This is a genomic window from Nocardia sp. NPDC052254 (assembly GCF_040679495.1).
Classification (GTDB): Bacteria; Actinomycetota; Actinomycetes; order Mycobacteriales; family Mycobacteriaceae; genus Nocardia.
Genome location: NZ_JBFAUW010000002.1, coordinates 296375 through 315197, shown reverse-complemented (window position 1 = coordinate 315197; position 18823 = coordinate 296375). Strand labels below are relative to the sequence as shown.

Genomic DNA, 18823 nt, shown 5'->3' with positions numbered 1-18823 from the left:
CGTGACTGTGCGATGGGTGCAGCAGAGACGTCGGAGAGGGTCGCACCAACCGTCGACGTCTCGGCGTGCCGGATGGCTGCGACGGTCCGCGGTGGGCGTGGCACTGGCGACATTGCTGCCGTTCGGGGTGTCGGTGGCACAGGCCGGAAATGCGGCCGCCGCGTTCGACGGTTCCGGTATCGACTTCTGGGTCGATTCGGCGATGGGCCCGATCAAATCGCGCGTCTTCCGTGCGGCGGACGGTAACAACAGCCGTGTCGTGTACGCCCTCGACGGAATGCGTGCCCGCGGTGACCTCAACGGCTGGGAAGCCGAGACCAACATCATCCCGGCGCTGACCAACGCGAACATCAACGTGGTCATGCCGGTCGGTGGTCCGTCGAGCTTCTACGCCGACTGGAACACGCCCAGCAACTTCTTCGGGATCGACACCGCGTCGGCGGGTTCCGCGGGTTCGTCGACGGGGTCGGCGATGACCGGATCCTCGAATTACAACGAGACGCTGGGCAAGGTCAACACCTACAAGTGGGAGTCCTTCCTCACCCAGGATCTGCCCAACGCGCTGGCGGGGCGGATGGGCTTCAGCTCGCACCGCAACGGCGTGTTCGGCCTGTCGATGGGCGGTAGCGCCGCGCTGACCCTGGCGGCGTACCACCCGGATCAGTTCAGTTACGCCGGTTCCTACTCCGGGTACCTCAACATCTCGGCGCCAGGTATGCGCGAGGCCATGCGCGTGGCCATGCTCAGTGCCGGTGGGTACAACATCGACGCCATGGCGCCGCCGTGGGGCCCGCAGTGGCTGCGGATGGATCCGTTCGTCTTCGCGCCCCGGTTGAAGGCCAACAACACCCGGCTGTGGATCGCTGCCGGTAGCGGCCTGCCTTCCCCGCAGGATGCGACGGCACCGCTCGACATCATCCAGGGCTCGCCGCTGGAGGCGCTGGCGCTGGCCAATACTCGCGCCTTCCAGGTCCGAATGATGACCCTGGGTGCGGGCAACGTCACCTACGACTTCCCGAACGTAGGTGTGCACAACTGGCACAACTGGGAGGCCGAGGTCTACCGGATGATCCCGGACATGTCGCCCAACATCGGCTGATACCGAGATACGACACGCGGCCCCGCGACGGACTTCCGTCGCGGGGCCGCTTCGTGTCACGGAACCACTTCCGTGCAGCGCGGACTCGCATATCGCGGCGGCGACCGGCCGTCGCTGGAAATTTGCTGTGTGCGTTTCGGTTGGGCCTCTTCGGGTATATTCCATCCGGAACTGTGCCGCGGATCACCGTTCGGGATATTTCCGAGCCGAATGTTCTTGCGGCAACCCTGGATCGCCGATACTCGATTGGTATCGAAGAACCTGCAGTACAACGGCGAGTGCGTAGCGCCGGAGCGCTTTGTCTGTGTTGTCCGGAATGAGTGACGGTCGCATGGTGTGGGATCGATGCGGTCGCCGCTTCAGGTGAAAGGTCGAGTTCGATGCGATTTGCGCGCAGGAAGCCGCTGCTCGGAAGTAGGCCGCGAGGAAGGTCCGGAACCAGGCTCAGGAGTTCGGCGCTCGGGCTGGCATTCGCGATTCTGCTTCCGCTGGGAGTTTCGGTTCTCGGTCACGGAGCCGCCGCTTCAGCCGCTTTCGATCCGGCGGGCCAGGACTTCTGGGTCACCTCACCGGTGATGGGCCCGATCAAGTCCCGCATCTTTCGCGCCAAGGACGGCAACACCGATCGAGTCGTATACGCCCTCGACGGTCTGCGCGCGCCCGAGACCCTGAACGGCTGGGAGATCGAGACCAATGTCGCGCAGCTGCTCACCGACTGGAATATCAATGTGGTGATGCCCGTCGGCGGCCAATCCAGTTTCTACGCCGACTGGAATGCCCCGAGTTCGTTCTTCGGCGCCCCGCCCAGCGGTTCCGGCGCCGTCGGCACGGGATCCGGTGCCACCGAGGCATTGCTGGGCGGTCCGGGTAAGAGCTACCGCTACGACTGGGAAACCTTCCTGACCTCGCAGTTGCGCGACGCGCTGCGCGATCGCCTCGGTTTCCGTGCCGATCGCAACGGGGTCTTCGGATTGTCGATGGGCGGCAGTGCCGCTTTGACGCTGGCGGCCTATCACCCCGGGCAATTCAGTTTCGCCGGCTCTTTCTCCGGCTACCTGAACATCTCCGCACCCGGTATGCGCGAGTCGATTCGGGCCGCGATGATCGACGCCGGTGGGTACAACGTCGATTCGATGGCGCCGCCGTGGGGCCCGCAGTGGTTGCGCATGGATCCGTTCGTCTTCGCACCGCAGTTGATCGCGAACAACACCCGTCTCTGGATCGCCGCGGGCAGTGGCGTTCCGTCCCAGCAGGATCTGGGTTTGCCCCTGCCGGCCGCCACCGATCACATCGTGCGCGGGGCCCCGCTGGAGGCGCTCGCATTGGCCAATACGCGAGCATTCCAGGTGCGGATGATGACCCTCGGTGCGCAGAACGTCGTGTATTCGTTCCCCGATGTCGGTGTGCACGACTGGTTCAACTGGCAGGACGAGGCCTACCGCATGGCACCGGACCTTTCGGCGAATATCGGCTGAACAGCGGCGAAATTCACCCTCGCCGTGGTTGATTCGTCATTTCGAGCTGTGATTTCACAGGCGACGCGATAAGGTCTCTGCACGATTACGAATGGCGCACGGGCGGATTTCAGCCACCCGGCTGGGGTCCGTGTTGCCAACGAATGGGCGGTCGAATATCGTCCAGCGAGCGCAAGTGTGACCGTTCGTAGCCGCGGCGTCGCTCATGTCGAATGGTCGGGTTCGATATGAGCGCTCGATCCTGCCGTTGTTGACGGAAGTGGTCGCGGCGCGGCGACAACAGCAAACAGCAGAAAGAGAGCAGTATCCATGCGTTTCGGCAGGTCGGCCGCGCCGGTTTCGCAGCAGCGGCGAGGTGCTCAGCGTGGTTGGCGTACACGACTTCTCGCTGCGGGGGCCGCTCTGGCGCTCCCGATAGCGGCAGGCTCCATTGCCCCAGCCGCTGTCGCCGCACCCATTCACGCACCCGTGCACCAGACCCCCGCGGGCGGCTACGACGAACTGATGGTTCCGTCGAGCATGGGCCCGGTGAAGGTGCAGGTGCAGTGGGCGCGCAACGGCGGTAACGCCGCACTGCTGCTGCTCGACGGTCTGCGCGCTCGCGACGACCGCAACGCCTGGTCCTTCGAGACCAACGCGCAGGAGATGTTCGGCAACGACAACGTCACCCTGGTGATGCCGGTGGGCGGCCAGTCCAGCTGGTACGCCGACTGGTCGAGCCCGAGCAACCTGAACGGCCAGAAGTTCACCTACAAGTGGGAAACCTTCCTCACCAAGGAACTTCCGGATTTCCTCACCAACTACGGTGTCTCGCGGACCAACTACGCGGTGGCCGGTCTGTCGATGAGTGGTCCGGCGGCGTTGCGCCTGGCGGCATTCCACCGGGATCAGTTCAAGTACGCGGCCTCGTTCTCGGGCCCGCTGAACTGGAACGCCCCGGGTATGCGCGAGGCGATTCGCGTGATGATGCTCGATGCCGGCCGCTTCAATGTCGACTCGATGGCCGCGCCGTGGAGCCCGCAGTGGCTGCGCTCGGACCCGATGGTGTTCGCACCGCAGCTGCGTGGTCTGCCGATGTTCATCTCGGCCGCCAGCGCGCTGCCCGGTCCCTATGATCACCCGAATTCCCCGGTGGGCCTGTTCAATACCGGTAATGCCATGGGAATCGAGCTGATCGCCATGGTCAGCACCCACTCGTTCAAGTCTCGGCTGGATTCTCTGGGAATCCCGGCCACCTACGACTTCCCGCCGACCGGCACCCACGCCTGGCATTACTGGCAGGACGAGCTGGGCAACGCCCGGGCGGGCATCCTGGCCGCACTGAACGCCTGATCACAGGCCGTAACGACAGCTGATTCCGGCGCCGCGCAGATTCGATCTGCGCGGCGCCGAATCGTTGCGGGACCCGGTGAGATCCGCCGTGGGCTGCTATTTCTCAGGTTTGCTGTCAGCGCGTCCTACCGGCTCCGGGGGGTCGGGCGCGGTACAACACTCCTGTGGCAGGTGTGGCATCCGAGACACGGGGGACGCTTCGTCGCGACCGGCGGGGCCGGCGCCGACTGGCGATACTGGCTGCCGCCGCCGTACTTCCACTGGCATCGGGAATCGCGCTCGCACCCGCTCCCGCCCTTGCCGAACCGGCCGCGGTTCCGGCCCCCGCCGGCCCGACCGTCCAGCGGGTCGACTGGCTGAGCGATCGCCGGGTGGCGCTGTGGGTCGCCTCACCATCCATGGGATCTCCGGTACAGGTGCAGCTGCTGCTGGCGCGGGACTGGAATTCCCGCCCGGACGCGCGCTTTCCCGTCCTGCTCATGCTCGACGGATTGCGTGCGCAGGACGATGAGAGCGGCTGGACCAAGGACGCCGGGGCGGTCGATTTCTACGCCGACAAGAACGTCACCGTGGTGCTGCCGATCGGCGGCCAGTCCAGCTTCTATTCCGACTGGATGCAGCAGGACAACGGCAAGAACTATCAGTGGGAGACATTCCTGACCAAGGAATTGCCGCCACTGCTGGAGAGCCAGTGGCGCGCCACGAATGTGCGTGGTGTGGAGGGGCTTTCGATGGGCGGCACGGCGGCGATGTTCCTGGCCGGCCGCAATCCCGACTGGGTGAAGTACGCGGCCTCCTATTCCGGCTTCCTGACCACCACCAGCGTGGGTATGCCGCAGGCGATCATGTTCGCGATGCGTGACGCCGGCGGATTCGACGCCAACGACATGTGGGGGCCGCCCACGAATCAGCAATGGGCCGATCACGATCCGTACGAGCTCGCGCCGAAACTGAAGGGCACCAGCCTGTATGTCTCGGCGGGCAGCGGCGCCACCGGCGCCTACGACAAGGCCTCCGACATTCCCGGTATCAGTACCAACTACGCCGGTATGGGCCTGGAGATGCTGTCCCGCTTGACCTCTCAGAACTTCGTCGAGAAGTTGAACAAACTCTCCGTCCCGGTGCAGGTGAATTACCGCCCGTCGGGGACCCATTCGTGGCCGTACTGGGATTTCGAGATGCGCCAGTCCTGGCCGCAGGCGGCGGCCGCGCTCGGCGTCGAGGCCGACAAGCCGCCCTGTCAGGCCACCGGTGCGATCGCCGCGGCGACGCAGATCGACAACTGGCTCGGCGACTGCGTCACCCCCGAATATCCGGTGACAAACGGCAGCGCACAGGATTTCAAGGGCGGGCGGGTGCTCTGGTCGCAGGCCACGGGCGCACATGCCGTGGCTGGAATGATCGGCGGCGTCTATCAGGCAATGGTCGGGCCGGGCGGTCCGCTGGGTCTGCCCACCGATGCCGAGCAGGCGCTGCCCGACGGGCACGGCCGCTTCCAGAACTTCCAGGGCGGGGCGGTGTACTGGACGCCGGAGACCGGGGCCCAGGTGCTGCGGGGCGCGATCTTGACCGAATGGGGCCGCCAGGGCTTCGAACGCGGGCCCGCCGGCTATCCGACCGGGCCCGAGGCCAAGACGCCGAACAAGGACGGCGTGGTGCAGGGCTTCCAAGGCGGGCCGATGTACTTCAGCGACAAGACCGGTGCGCATCGGGTACAGGGACTGATCCTCGGCAAATACCAGCAGATGGGTTTCGAGGACAGCTGGCTGGGGTTCCCGGCCGCGGAGGAAGAGCCGATCAAGGATCTGGGGCGCTACGAGAAGTTCGAGAGCGGCAACATCTACTGGAGTCCGCTGTCGGGTGCCTGGGCGGTCCGCAATGGACCCATCATGGACGCCTGGGGACAGAACGGCTTCGAGAACGGCCGGCTCGGCTACCCGATCAGTGACGAGTTTCCGGTACCGGGGGGAGTACAGCAGAACTTCCAGGCCGGATTCATCGTCCTACCGGACGGAAAGCCGCCGGAAGTGCACTGAGTCTGTGGCCCTCGCTTCGCTCCGGCGGGTTTCGGCCCTCTGGGCCTCGATTTTTCACTCCTCCGGTCAGTCGCTGCGCTCCCTCCCTCCGTCGCTGCAAAATCGAGGCGGGCCGAAACCATCCGGGTGGATCGTCACGGAAATGCTTGTTGTGAGTGGTTGTCTTGCTGGTGGTGAACCTGCTTCTGGAGAGGTGGGCAGTCTTGTCGGACCTATGAGTACCGCGTGAGCTGTTGGTGAGAGGTTCCATCCGTGGGGCACCCCTGCGCGCAGCTTGCCGTTAACCTGGAGCGCGACCCGCTAGGCCTTGTGATGAGTTCTAGCCCTCTGCGAACTAGATCGAGGACACGATTCATGCTTCGGACCCGACCGGTCGGAGAACGGTATATCGCCGGTGGCAAGGTTGCCGGCGTCGTGGTGGCCTTGGCAGCCACCGGATTACTCGCCGCGTGTGGTGGTAACGACTCCACGGCGTCGAGCACGCCGAGTTTGAAGCCGTCCGGCACGACTGCCGCTGCGCCGACGAAGAGCGCCGAGGCGCAGCCGCCGGCACCGGAATCCACGCCGGAGCAGGCCCCGGAGACCACCACTGCCGATGAGCATCCTGAGCCCGCTCCCTCCTCGGCGGGCAATGCGCCGCTGTCGGACAAGGACAAGGCATACCTGGACGAGTTGAACAAGCGCGGCGTCACCCCGTCGAGCCCGGATATCGCCCTCACCGCCGCGAACTACATCTGCCAGAGCAAGGCCAGTGGCGCCTCCGATCAAGAGGTCAAGACGTTCGTGAACGCGATGGCGGGTACCGATCCGGGCTACGACCCGCAGAAGATGCCGGTTGATCAGGCGGGTCAGATCTACATCGACGTGGCGACCCAGACCTACTGCAACAAGTGAACGCGCAACGACGTTCCGGATACGGCGGCCGGGGTCCTGGCGGCCGCCGTCGGCCCGGCTGTTTGGTGTTCGTGCTGGTCGCGGTCCTGGTGGCGATCGTGGCATTGGTGCTGTGGTTCGTGCTCGCGGGCCGGCTGCACGTACCGAAGCCCACTCCGCCCAAACCGACCAAACCCAGTAGCCAACCGGCCTCCTGCCCGGATGTTCAGTTGCTGTCGGTTCCGGGCACCTGGGAGTCGAACAGCAATGACGATCCGCGCAATCCGACCGCCAATCCGGCGTCGTTGATGTTGCACGTCTCCGATCCGGTCCGGCAGCAGTTCCCGGACTCCCGGCTCGATGTCTACACCGTCCCCTACGTCGCGCAATTCTCGAATCCGATCGCGCTGCCGCCGGACGGTCAGGAGTCCTACAACAAGAGCCGCTCGGAGGCCACCACCCGGGCCGTCGCCGAGCTGTCGGAGATGTCGAAGAACTGCCCGCTGACCAATTATGTGATCGCCGGATTCTCGCAGGGCGCCGTCGTCGCGGGTGATATCGCCGCGCAGATCGGCGCGGGCCAGGGGCCCATCGCCGAGGATCAGGTTCTCGGCGTCACCCTGATCGCCGACGGCCGGCGCGTTCTCGGCGCCGGACAGGCGGACGAGATCGGGACCTCGCCGGCGGGTGTCGGCGCGGAGGTCGCGCTCAAGGGGCTGTCCGTTCCGGGCATCACGATGACCGGTCCGCGTCCGGGGTTCGGCACCCTCGCCGGGCGGGTGAACACCATTTGCGCACCCGGGGATCTGATCTGTGACGCACCACCGCAGGCCATGAATCCGCTGAACATCCTGCCGAGTCTGGCGACGTTGGTGAAGGCCGTGGGCAACCCGGTACACAGCCTGTACAACACCTTCGAGGTGGACTCCGACGGCACCACCGCGACGCAGTGGACGGCGGCCTGGGCCGAGGGCTTGATCACGAACGCACCGCACCCGCCGCACAGCTGACGGCCGTGTGACGGTGCTCGCCGGAGGTCTCGCAAAAAAACTAAACCCGAGGGTCACTCAGATTTTGGTGAAGGCTGTAAAGTGCAGCGATGATCGCGCCGCAACACGGTCCGGAGCCCGCCGTTCCGCCGGTCGTGACGCAGCATTTCCGTACAGCCAGGAGCAAAGGTTCATGACAGAAGTCGCCGCCGCCGGCGCGACCAGCGGTGTCGAGATGACAGCGTTGGGCGTTCCGGCGCGCGCGTTCCGGTTCGCGGCCGCCGGTGAGGGAAACCAGCAGGAGGGCGGGGCGCGGAAATTCGTCAAGCTCGCCCAGCAGGCCGAGGAATACGGCTACGACTCCTTCGCGATCCCGGATCATCTCGGTCCGCAGGTCGGCCCGATCGCCGCACTCGGCGCACTCGCGGTGGCCACCGATCGCATTCGCATCGGAACCTCGGTACTGGCCAATGGTTTCCGGCATCCGGTGGTGCTGGCCAAGGATGCCGCGACGATCGACGTGCTCTCGCGCGGCCGGTTGGAACTCGGGGTGGGCGCGGGCTGGATCAAAAGCGAATTCGAGGCAGCCGGCATTCCCTACGAGTCGCCGGGTGTGCGGCTGGAAAAGCTGGATGAGACCCTGACCATCCTGGATGTGCTGCTGCGTGGGCAGGAGTGCCATTTCGAGGGCAAGCACTACCAGGTGCGCGGTATCAAGGGCACGCCCCGGCCGCGGCAGGGTCCGCGGCCGCCGCTGGTGACCGGTGGCGGTGGCCCGAAGATGCTACGGCTGGCCGCCAAGCACGCCGACATCATCTCGGTGGTGCCGCGCACGACCAAGACCGGTAAAGGCCTGCTGTCGGGAATCACCCTCGAGAAGACCATCGAGAAGGTGAATCTGATCAAGGAGGCGGCCGGGGACCGGTTCGCCGATATCGAACTCAACTGGACCATCACCGCGGTCGTGATCACCGACGATCGCGAACGTACCGCCGAGATGGCGCTGGCGGCCCTCGACAAGGGTCTGCATCCCGATCTCGAGGTCGATGTGCAGCTCACCGTGGACGACATCCTGAACTCCCCATATGTGGCTATCGGCACATTCGAGGAGATCGCCGAGCAGATCCGTAACGTGCGGGCCTCGACGTCGATGTCCTATGTTGGAGTGTTTCCGACACAGATGGATGCTTTCGCGCCGGTGATCCCGCTGCTGCGAGAGGAGTCGTAGCCGATTCACCACGCGTGTTCGCCGGGAGGATGTTCGACTCGCTCCGAAGACCGCTTCGGAGCCAGCTCTGTAACATGTGCCTGGCTCGAGTACATCTAGCCCATGGGTGGTCACCGCGCAGACCACCGGAAAAGCTGCAGGCAGGCTCACGCATCACAGAGCGCCCGCAGGTGAAAGAGAGTCGGGGCCTCACAGGTATCAGCGGCCATTGGCGCCGTGCTGCGTGTGCCTCGGAGGAGAAGGAATGACGGACGAGACTTTCGACGACTACCTGGACGAAACCGGGAACATCGCAATTCCCGAGGGCAGCACCCTGGTCGATTACGTCGAGAAGCACACTCGCAACGACGCGAACGATCTTGCGTATCGCTATATCGATTACTCCCGTGAGCGCGATGGGGAGTACCAGGATCTGACCTGGAAGGAATTCGGCATCCGGCTGCGCGCGGTGGCCGCTCGCCTGCAGCAGGTCACCAAACCCGGTGACCGGGTGGCAATTCTGGCGCCGCAGGGCCTGGACTATGTGATCTCCTTCTTCGCCGCCATCTACGCCGGCACCATCGCGGTGCCGCTGTTCGATCCGGACGAGCCGGGCCACACCGATCGCCTGCACGCCGTGCTGGGTGACTGCAAGCCGGCGGCGATCCTGACCGCGAGTTCCTCGGCGGCCGGTGTGCGGCAGTTCTTCCGCCCATTGCCGGCCGCGCAGCGTCCGCGCATCATCGCCGTGGACGCGGTGCCCGACACCCTGGGCGAATCCTGGGTGCGCCCGGAACTGGCCGTGGACGACATCGCCTACCTGCAGTACACCTCGGGTTCGACCCGGACCCCGGCCGGTGTGGAGATCACCCACCGCGCGGTGGGCACCAACCTGCTGCAGATGGTCAACGCGATCAACCTGGACTGGAATTCGCGCGGTGTCACCTGGCTGCCGCTCTATCACGACATGGGTCTGCTGTGCGTGATCCTGCCGGCGATCGGCGGCAAGTACATCACCATCATGTCGCCCAGTGCGTTCGTGCGGCGTCCGGGACGTTGGATCGCGGAACTCGCCGCGGTGTCCGACGGCGCCGGAACCTTCGCGGCCGCGCCGAACTTCGCCTTCGAGCATGCCGCCGCGCGTGGTTTGCCGAAGAAGGGCGAATCGCTGGATCTGTCCAACGTCATCGGCCTGATCAACGGCAGTGAGCCGGTCACGACCTCGTCGATGAAGAAGTTCAACGAGGCGTTCGCTCCCTACGGGCTGTCGAAGACCGCGATCAAGCCCTGCTACGGCATGGCCGAGGCGACGCTGTTCGTTTCCGCGACTCGTGCCGAGGATGAGGCCAAGGTCGTCTACGTCGACCGCAACGAGCTGGGCGCCGGGCGCGTGCTGAAGGTCGATCAGGGTGCGCCGAATTCGATCGCGCAGGTCAGCTGTGGCTATATCGCGCTGTCGCAGTGGGCCACGATCGTGGATCCCGAGACGATCGACGACGCCGCGGGTGCGCAGGAGCTGCCCGATGGCCGGGTCGGTGAGATCTGGTTGCACGGCAACAACATCGGCATCGGGTACTGGGGTCGGGACGAGGAGACCCGCAAGACCTTCAAGAACCTGCTGAGCAACCGGCTGCCCGAGGGATCGCATGCCGAAGGCACCGGCGACGACGCCATTTGGTTGCGCACCGGTGACTACGGCGTCTACGTCGACGGCGAACTGTTCATCACCGGCCGGGTGAAGGATCTGGTGATCGTCGACGGCCGCAACCACTACCCGCAGGATCTGGAGTTCTCCGCGCAGGAGGCCAGCAACATGCTGCGGCCGGGCTTCGTCGCCGCGTTCTCCGTACCGGCCAATCAGCTGCCCGCCGAGGTCTTCACGGCGGACAGCCATGCCGGTCTGAAGTACGACGCCGACGATGCCTCCGAGCAGTTGGTGATCGTGGCCGAGCGTGGTCCGGGTGGGCACAAGGCCGATCCGCGGCCGATCGCGGACGCGGTGCGCGGTGCGCTGTCGCAGCGCCACGGCGTGACGGTGCGTGATGTGCTGCTGGTTCCGGCCGGTTCCATTCCGCGCACGTCGAGTGGCAAGCTGGCCCGCCGGGCCTGCCGTACCGCCTATCTGGAAGGCACGCTGCGTGGTGGTTATCAGCAGCAGGCCTTCCCCGACGCACCGGACGAAGAGTAGATCGTGCACCCGGTGACCTCTCGCCGTCGCGGCTGCCGCCCTGTCCCCGGATCCACCGGCCGGGGCTGTTCGGGCGGCACCGCGGTAGCGGCGCGGAGGTCGCCGGGTCGTTCGAGTCGTACCCGGGTCATGCACAACCCGGCAGTTGTCCACATGACGGCGAATCTGCTGTCGATCCCCGCCCGCGCAATATCCGCACCCAGGTAGCTTGAGGAATTGATGGCTGACAACGAGGGCACTCAGACGACAGAGACCAGTGGCGTCACCGCCGCCGCGACCTCCGGCGCAGACGACGTCGAGGTCACCACGCAGCAGGCCGAGGCCGCCGTGGCGGAGCAGGACGGTTCCGTGGAGTCCGGTGCGCCGGACATGTCGGTGGCCGAACTCCGGGAGTGGTTGCAGCGCTGGGTCGCCGACGCGACCGGGCAGCCGATCGAACAGATCACCGTCGATCGGCCGATGGAGGAGTTCGGTCTGGCCTCCCGCGATGCACTGGCCCTGGGGGGTGATATCGAGGAGCGGACCGGCGTCCTGCTGAACGCGACCATCGTGTATCAGCATCCGACCATCGCCTCCCTCGCCGAGCGGATCATCAACGGCGAGCCGGACGCACCGGAGGACCTCGCCGACGACGCCTTCTACACCGCCGGATACCAGCCGGGAGCGGCGCACGACGTCGCGATCGTCGGCCTCTCCACACGCCTGCCCGGTGCCGGCACCACCCCGGATTCGACCTGGGAATTCCTGATCAATCGTGGCGACGCCATCCGGGAGCGGCCGGAGGGACGCTGGGCCGAATTCACCGGCGACCCCGATATCGCGGCCGCGGTCGAGAACGGCAATACGCTCGGCGGATATCTCGATCAGGACGTGGTGAAGGGCTTCGATGCGGAGTTCTTCGCGATGTCGCCCGTCGAGGTCGAGCGGGTGGACCCGCAGCAGCGGCTGATGATGGAGCTGACGTGGGAAGCGTTGGAGCATGCGCGAATTCCCGCCAATACCCTCAAGGGTGAAGCGGTCGGCGTGTTCATCGGCACCTCGACCAACGATTTCCAGCTGATCGCCGCGCTGGGGCTCGGGAAGTCCGATCCCGATGCTCCCGCCTCCGCCGACGCCTACGCCCTGACCGGTGCCTCGACCTCGATCGTCGCCAATCGCGTGTCCTATTTCTACGACTTCCGCGGCCCGTCGGTCGCGATCGACACCGCCTGCTCGGCAACCATGGTGGCGGTGCACGACGCGGTGCGCGCGCTGCGCAACGGCGAGGCCGATCTGGCCCTGGCCGGTGGCGTCAACATGTTGCTGGCGCCCGCGATCACCCTCGGCTTCGATTCCATCGGTGCGGTCGCGAAAGACGGTCACATCAAGGCGTTCTCGTCGGATGCCGACGGCATGGTCCGCAGTGAGGGCGCCGGTCTGGTGGTGCTCAAGCGGCTCGCCGACGCCGAGCGAGACGGCGACCACATCCTGGCCGTGGTGAAGGGGTCCGCGGTCAATTCCGACGGCCGCTCCAACGGCATCTTCGCGCCGAATCCGGATGCGCAGGCCGATGTGTTGCGCCGTGCGTACCGGGATGCCGGTATCGCCCCCTCGACGGTCGACTACATCGAAGCGCACGGCACCGGAACCCCGATCGGTGATCCCATCGAGGCCGATGCGCTCGGCCGGGTGGTCGGCCGTGGCCGCGATGAGGACAAGCCCGCACTGCTCGGTTCGGCGAAGACCAATTTCGGGCACCTGGAATCCGGGGCCGGTGCGGCGAGTCTGGCCAAGGTCGTCATGGCCTTGCAACACAACGTGATTCCGCCGAACCTCGGATATGCCGGGCCGAGCCCGTACATCCCGTTCGAGCAGGCACATCTGAAGGTCGTCGACGAACCCACCGAGTTCCCGCGCTACAGCGGTACCGCGACCGTCGGCATCTCCGGATTCGGATTCGGTGGCACGAACGCACATCTGGTCATCCAGGAGTACGTGCCCGCCGCCGCCGAATCGGAAGAGGCCGGTACACAAGAGGATTCGGCTGCGGACGAACTTTCCGCCGAACCCGACCACGAGTCGACCGATGTGCTCGCCGGTGCCGAGGCCATTGTCGGCGGTACCGATCCGGTCGCGGCGGCGGCTCCGGCCGTCGAGACCGCGGAATGGACCCGAGCGCGCACCGAGCCGCTGCCGGTGATCCTGCCGGTCTCGGCCTATCTGCCCTCGCGTCGCCGCCGGGCCGCCGACGAACTGGCCGACTGGCTGGAATCCGAAGCGGGACAGGCGACCCCGCTCGAGGATGTGGCTCGTTCGCTGGCAAAGCGCAATCACGGGCGTTCGCGCGGTGTGGTGCTGGCCACGACACACGACGAGGCTGTCGCCGGTCTGCGGGCCATCGCCGCCGGTAAGCCCGGACCGGGTGTGTTCACCGCCGATTCTCCGGCTGTCGAGGGCCCGATGTGGGTGCTCGCCGGATTCGGCTCACATCACCGCAAGATGGGTAAGCAGCTCTACCTGGAGAATTCGATCTTCGCCCGGACCGTGGACGCGGTCGACGAACTGGTCGTCGACGAGGCCGGCTATTCGGTCAAGGAGATGATCCTCGACGACGCCCAGGACTGGGATGTGGGCACCTCGCAGGTCGGTGTGTTCACCATCCAGCTCGGCCTGGCCGCCCTGCTCCGCGCGCACGGCGCCGAACCGTATGGCGTGGTGGGACATTCGCAGGGCGAGGCCGCCGGCGCCTACATCTGCGGCGGTCTTCCGCTGGAGGATGCGGTGCGGGTGATCTGCGCCCGGTCGCGCCTGATGGGCGAGGGTGAGCAGATGATCACCGACGACCAGGTGCGCAATATGGCTCTGGTCGAATACAGCGCCGAAGATATCGAGAAGGTGCTGCCCGAATATCCGGACCTCGAGGTCGCGGTGTACGCCGCGCCGACCAATACCGTGATCGGCGGCCCGCCGGATCAGGTGCACGCGATCGTGGCGCGCGCCGAAGCCGAGGGAAAATTCGCCCGGGTACTGCAGACCCGCGGCGCCGGGCACACCTCGCAGATGGATCCGCTGCTCGGCGAACTGGCCGCGGAGCTCGCCGGTATCGAGCCGACCAAGCCGACCACCGATCTGTACTCGACCGTGCACAAGGCCACCGTCTACAAGGCGGGTTCGGACCCGGTGCACGACGAGGACTATTGGGTCACCAACATGCGCGGCTCGGTGTACTTCACCAATGCGATCCGCCAGGCCGTCGACAACAGCATCACCACCTATCTCGAACTCGCCCCGAATTCCGTTGCGCTCATGCAGGTCATGGGCACGACTTTCGCGGCGGGTGTGCCCAACGCGGCGCTGATCCCCACGCTCAAGCGCAAGGAGGACGAGGCCGCGGGCGTGATCTCCGCGCTGGCTCAGCTGTATGTGCACGGCCACTCGGTGGATCTGCCCTCGCTGCTTCCGGCCGGTGATTACGCCGACGTGCCGCGAACGGCCTTCGTGCGCAAGGAATATTGGCCCAAGGTCAGTGTCGCGGGCGGTTCGGGCAGTGGTCGCGCGCCCGGTGCGCACGTCGCACTGCCGGACGGCCGGCATGCCTGGGAGGTGCAGGCCGCGGCCGTCACCGATCTGGCCGCGCTGGTGAATGCCGCTGCGGCACAGGTGCTGTCGGATGTCGCGGTGGGTGCGACCATCGCCCATGCCGCGGTGCCGACCGCGGGAACCCTCACCACCACGTTGACTCCGCACCCCGGTGGCGCCTCGGTGCAGGTACATGTTCGCGAGGGCAATGCCTTCCGGCTGGTGTTCGACGCGGTCGTGACGGCGAGTGCGCCGGCGGGTGCCGGTACCCCCGCGGCCGTTGCGTCGACCCCGGTCGAAACCGGCAGCGGCACTGCCGATCTCGTGGTCGCAGAGAGCTTCGGTGAGCGCTGGGATCCCCATGGGACCCAGACCGTCGAACAGCGCCTCGCCACCATCGCCGCGGAATCCATGGGTTACGCCGTGGAGGACCTGCCGATGGAGATCCCGCTCATGGAGCTGGGTCTGGACTCGCTGATGGCCATGCGGATCAAGAACCGCGTGGAATACGAATTCGACATTCCCTCACTGCAGGTTTCGGCGGTGCGCGATGCCAGCCTCAACGAGGTCGGCAAGGTGCTGCATTACGCCATCGAGCACCGCGACCAGGTCGCGGCGATGGCCGAGAAACAGGCTGCCGAGGGTGGTGCCCTGACGGTGGACGACAACTTCGTCGCCGCCGCACGGGCGGCCATGGAGGCGGGGGAGGACCCGGCTGCCGCGCTGGCACAGGCGCAGGACGAGGGGACCGAGCCCGCCGCTGCCCCGGCTGCCGGCGCCGAAGAGGCAGTGGCAGTGGCTGATTCGGCAGCCACCGCCGAGGCATCCGATACCGCGTCGCCGACGAGGAGCGCGTCCGAGGGCGATGCGGCAGCAACGGCACTTCTGGGTGGCGGGCAGGCCGCGGGCGCCAAGGACGCCGAAGCCGATGTGCCGCCGCGCGATGCGGCCGAGCGGCTCACCTTCGCCGCGTGGGCGACGGTGACCGGCAAGTCGGCCGGTGGCATCTTCAACACCCTGCCGATCCTCGACGAGGACACCGCGCAGAAGCTCGCGGAGCGGCTGTCGGAGCGGGTGGGTGCCGAGATCGAGGTCGACGAGGTTCTCGATTGCGAGACCATCGAGCAACTGTCGGACATCGTTCGCAACCACCAGGATTCGGCGACCGAGGTCGACGGATTCATCCGGCCGCTGCGGCCGGTCGTCGAAGGCTCGAATGTGATTCCGGTCTTCGTGTTCCATCCATCGGGCGGAAACACCCTGGTGTACGAGCCGCTGCTGAAGCGACTTCCCGAGAACACCCCGATGTACGGCTTCGAGCGGATCGAGGGATCCATCCCCGAGCGCGCTCGCGAATACGCCGACGAGATTCGCAAGATCTTCCCGAGCGGGCCGTATGTCCTGTACGGGTGGTCGCTGGGCGCGGTGTTCGCACTGCAGGTCGGCCAGATCATGCGGGCCGACGGTGACGATGTGCGGCTGGTCGGGTTGATCGACCTGGCCCTGCCGGTCGAGGACGAGGACACCTCGCCGGCCGGGCGGCGCACGCGCATCGAACGTTTCCAGGCGTTCGCGCAGAAGACCTACGGCATCGAGGGACAACTCGACGACGAGATGTTGCAGGAACTGGCGGATGCCAGTGACGAAGAGCAGCTCGAGATCATCATGAGCCTGCTCAAATTCGCCGACGTCAAGATTCCGGGTGGCGTGATCGAGCATCAACGCACATCGTGGCTGGACAGCCGCGACCTGCAGAAGGCACAACCGTCGAACTACGACGGTGAGGTGACGCTCTATCTTGCCGACCGCTACCACGACGGCATCATCGAAATCGAGCCTCGCTACGCCGATCGGCAACCGAACGGCGGATGGGATGGTTACATCCCCAACCTGGAAGTCATCCACATCCCGGGTGACCACCTCCAGATCATCGATGAACCGCGCGTCTCGCAGATCGGTGCCGACCTCAGCCGGAAACTGGCGGCGATCTCCAACGATGCACCCGGGAAGGGAGAGCAGTGAGTACGACCGCTGAAAGGCTTGCCGACCTGCGCAAGAAGCTGGAGCTCGCGCAGGAGCCGGCGGGCGAAGCGGGGGCGGCCAAGCGGGCGAAGAAGGGCATTCCCTCTCCCCGCGAGCGGATCAACATGCTCATGGATCCGGGCACCTTCGTGGAAATCGGTGCGCTGGTACGTAATCCGAGCGATGCGAACGCCCTCTACAGCGACGGCGTGGTCACCGGCCACGGCCTGGTCGAGGGCCGCCCCGTGGCGGTGTTCTCACACGATCAGACGGTGTATGGCGGCTCGGTCGGTGAGATGTTCGGCCGCAAGGTGGCCGCGATCATGCGGTTCGCCGCCAAGATGGGCTGCCCGCTGGTCGGTATCAACGACTCCGGTGGCGCGCGTGTGCAGGAGGCGGTGACCTCCCTGCGCTGGTACGGCGAGATGGCCATCGCCATGGAGCCGCTGTCGGGTGCGGTGCCGATGGTGTCGCTGATTCTGGGTAACTGTGCCGCGGGCGCGGTGTATCAGCCGATCACCACCGATGTGGTGATCGCGACCGAGAATGCGCACATGTTCGTCACCGGCCCGCAGGTCATCCGCGATGCCACCGGTGAGGATGTCAGCCTCGAGGAACTGGGCGGCGCCTACAACCAGGCCGACTACGGCAATATCCACCACGTCGCCAAGGACGAGAAGGCGGCGTTCGAGTGGGCTCGTGAATATCTGAGCTACCTGCCCTCCAGCTGTCAGGAGGAGTCCCCGATCGTCAATCCGGGTCTCGAACCCGAGGTCACCGAGTCGGATCGGGAACTCGACGCCATCGTGCCGGATTCCGACAACGCCAGCTACGACATGCACGAGGTGCTGCTGCGGATCTTCGACGACGGAGCGTTCCACGAGATCGGGTCCGATATGGCCCGCAATGTGATCACCGGTTTCGCCCGGGTCGACGGCCGCGCGGTCGGTGTGGTCGCCAATCAGCCCATGTATCTGGCGGGCGCGCTCGATGCCAAGGCTTCCGACAAGGCCTCGCATTTCGTGCGGATGTGCGATGCGTTCGAGATTCCGCTGGTGCTGGTCGTCGATACTCCCGGATTCATGCCCGGGGTGGAGCAGGAGAAGATCGGCGTCATCAAGCGCGGCGGGCGCTTCCTGTTCTCGTTCGTGGAGGCCTCGGTGCCGAAGGTGACCGTCGTGGTCCGCAAGGCCTACGGCGGTGGCTGGGCGGTCATGGGCTCCAAGGCGCTCGGTGCCGATGTGTACTTCGCCTGGCCCACCGCCCGGATCGCGGTGATGGGTGCGGAGGCCGCGGTCGGTCTCGTCGGTCGTCGTCAGCTGGAGGCCGCGCCGGAGGATCAGCGCGAGACGATCCGCAAACAGATGATCGACTTCTACAACGAGACCGTCGCGACCCCGTGGCCGGCGGCCGAACGCGGCTATATCGACGCGGTCATCGAACCCTCGGCGACCCGGCTGGAGCTCCGCAAGGCTCTGGCGCTGCTGCGGGACAAGAAACTGCAGCGCAATCCGCGCAAACATCACCTGCTGCCGCTGTAGCCGCCGGAGACCCGGACCGCGACAGACCAGTGACGAATGGCGCCGCCCGCACCGAGATCGGTGCGGGCGGCGCCATTCGCATGCCCCGATGCCGCGGTGGCCGTCCGGAAGGGACGGCGGGACATCGTGGTGGGGTCGGTGGCCTACGTCCGCTCAGCGGCCCGTGGGAGGCCTCACCGTTACGGCCGGTTGAACGCTGGGTAGCGCGTGTCTTTCCTGGAATCACCCGGTCGCCCGGCCCCCATGTGAGAGCCTTCAGCTATGGGTACCTCACCGAAGGCTGTACTCGAGGGCGGACCAGCCGACCTACCGCATCGCATCGTCCCCATCACGCCACCCGGCATCGAATTACGGGTGCAGACCACCGGCGGCTACGAGCGATTCAAATCCACACCCCGCCGCCAGGACACCCCGGAGGGCAACCTTCCCGTCTACGAATGGATCGAACACGTCGATGCTTGATCCGGTGACCTGTGACTGTTGTTGAGCTGGAGCCGATTCGG

Annotated in this window: 11 protein-coding genes; all 11 read left to right on the top strand. The window is 66.1% G+C overall.

The window, feature by feature from the left end; translation table 11 throughout:
- Positions 1–91 precede the first annotated feature (91 nt).
- The 11 genes from AB0L57_RS06385 (at position 92) to AB0L57_RS06335 (ending at position 18782) form a co-directional block, all read left to right on the top strand.
- Positions 92–1099, top strand: a complete 1008-nt coding sequence (locus AB0L57_RS06385; RefSeq protein WP_364958092.1) for an alpha/beta hydrolase family protein — start codon at positions 92–94, stop codon at positions 1097–1099.
- Between the two features lie 575 nt (positions 1100–1674).
- Positions 1675–2574: an alpha/beta hydrolase family protein gene (locus AB0L57_RS06380; protein WP_364958089.1), complete on the top strand. Its 900-nt coding sequence runs from the start codon at positions 1675–1677 to the stop codon at positions 2572–2574.
- Positions 2575–2883: 309 nt separating this feature from the next.
- Entirely contained in the window at positions 2884–3906 is a 1023-nt protein-coding gene (locus tag AB0L57_RS06375) for an alpha/beta hydrolase family protein (RefSeq protein ID WP_364958086.1), read from the top strand.
- Between the two features lie 173 nt (positions 3907–4079).
- Positions 4080–5942 carry an alpha/beta hydrolase-fold protein gene (locus tag AB0L57_RS06370; RefSeq protein ID WP_364958083.1) on the top strand — a complete coding sequence of 621 codons (1863 nt, stop codon included), beginning with the start codon at positions 4080–4082 and terminating at the stop codon, positions 5940–5942.
- A gap of 354 nt (positions 5943–6296) precedes the next feature.
- Positions 6297–6836 (top strand): DUF732 domain-containing protein, encoded by a 540-nt coding sequence (locus AB0L57_RS06365; RefSeq protein WP_364958080.1) that lies wholly within the window; start codon positions 6297–6299, stop codon positions 6834–6836.
- The gene (locus tag AB0L57_RS06360; RefSeq protein WP_364958077.1) at positions 6833–7825 is read left to right on the top strand and encodes a cutinase family protein; all 993 of its coding nucleotides are present in this window, start codon (positions 6833–6835) and stop codon (positions 7823–7825) included. The genes AB0L57_RS06365 and AB0L57_RS06360 overlap by 4 nt, the downstream gene beginning before the upstream one ends.
- A gap of 214 nt (positions 7826–8039) precedes the next feature.
- Complete coding sequence (locus AB0L57_RS06355; RefSeq protein WP_364959275.1) at positions 8040–9032, top strand: LLM class F420-dependent oxidoreductase; 993 nt, start codon at positions 8040–8042, stop codon at positions 9030–9032.
- Positions 9033–9276: 244 nt separating this feature from the next.
- On the top strand, positions 9277–11199 hold the full coding sequence (gene fadD32 / locus AB0L57_RS06350) for a long-chain-fatty-acid--AMP ligase FadD32 (protein WP_364958074.1): 1923 nt from the start codon (positions 9277–9279) through the stop codon (positions 11197–11199).
- Positions 11200–11418: 219 nt separating this feature from the next.
- Complete coding sequence (gene pks13 / locus AB0L57_RS06345) at positions 11419–16779, top strand: polyketide synthase Pks13 (protein ID WP_364958071.1); 5361 nt, start codon at positions 11419–11421, stop codon at positions 16777–16779.
- Positions 16776–18320, top strand: a complete 1545-nt coding sequence (locus AB0L57_RS06340) for an acyl-CoA carboxylase subunit beta (protein WP_364958068.1) — start codon at positions 16776–16778, stop codon at positions 18318–18320. Before pks13 ends, AB0L57_RS06340 begins: the two co-directional genes overlap by 4 nt.
- Before the next feature lie 261 nt (positions 18321–18581).
- Positions 18582–18782, top strand: a complete 201-nt coding sequence (locus AB0L57_RS06335) for a DUF5988 family protein (RefSeq protein ID WP_025346517.1) — start codon at positions 18582–18584, stop codon at positions 18780–18782.
- The last annotated feature ends 41 nt before the right edge of the window (positions 18783–18823 follow it).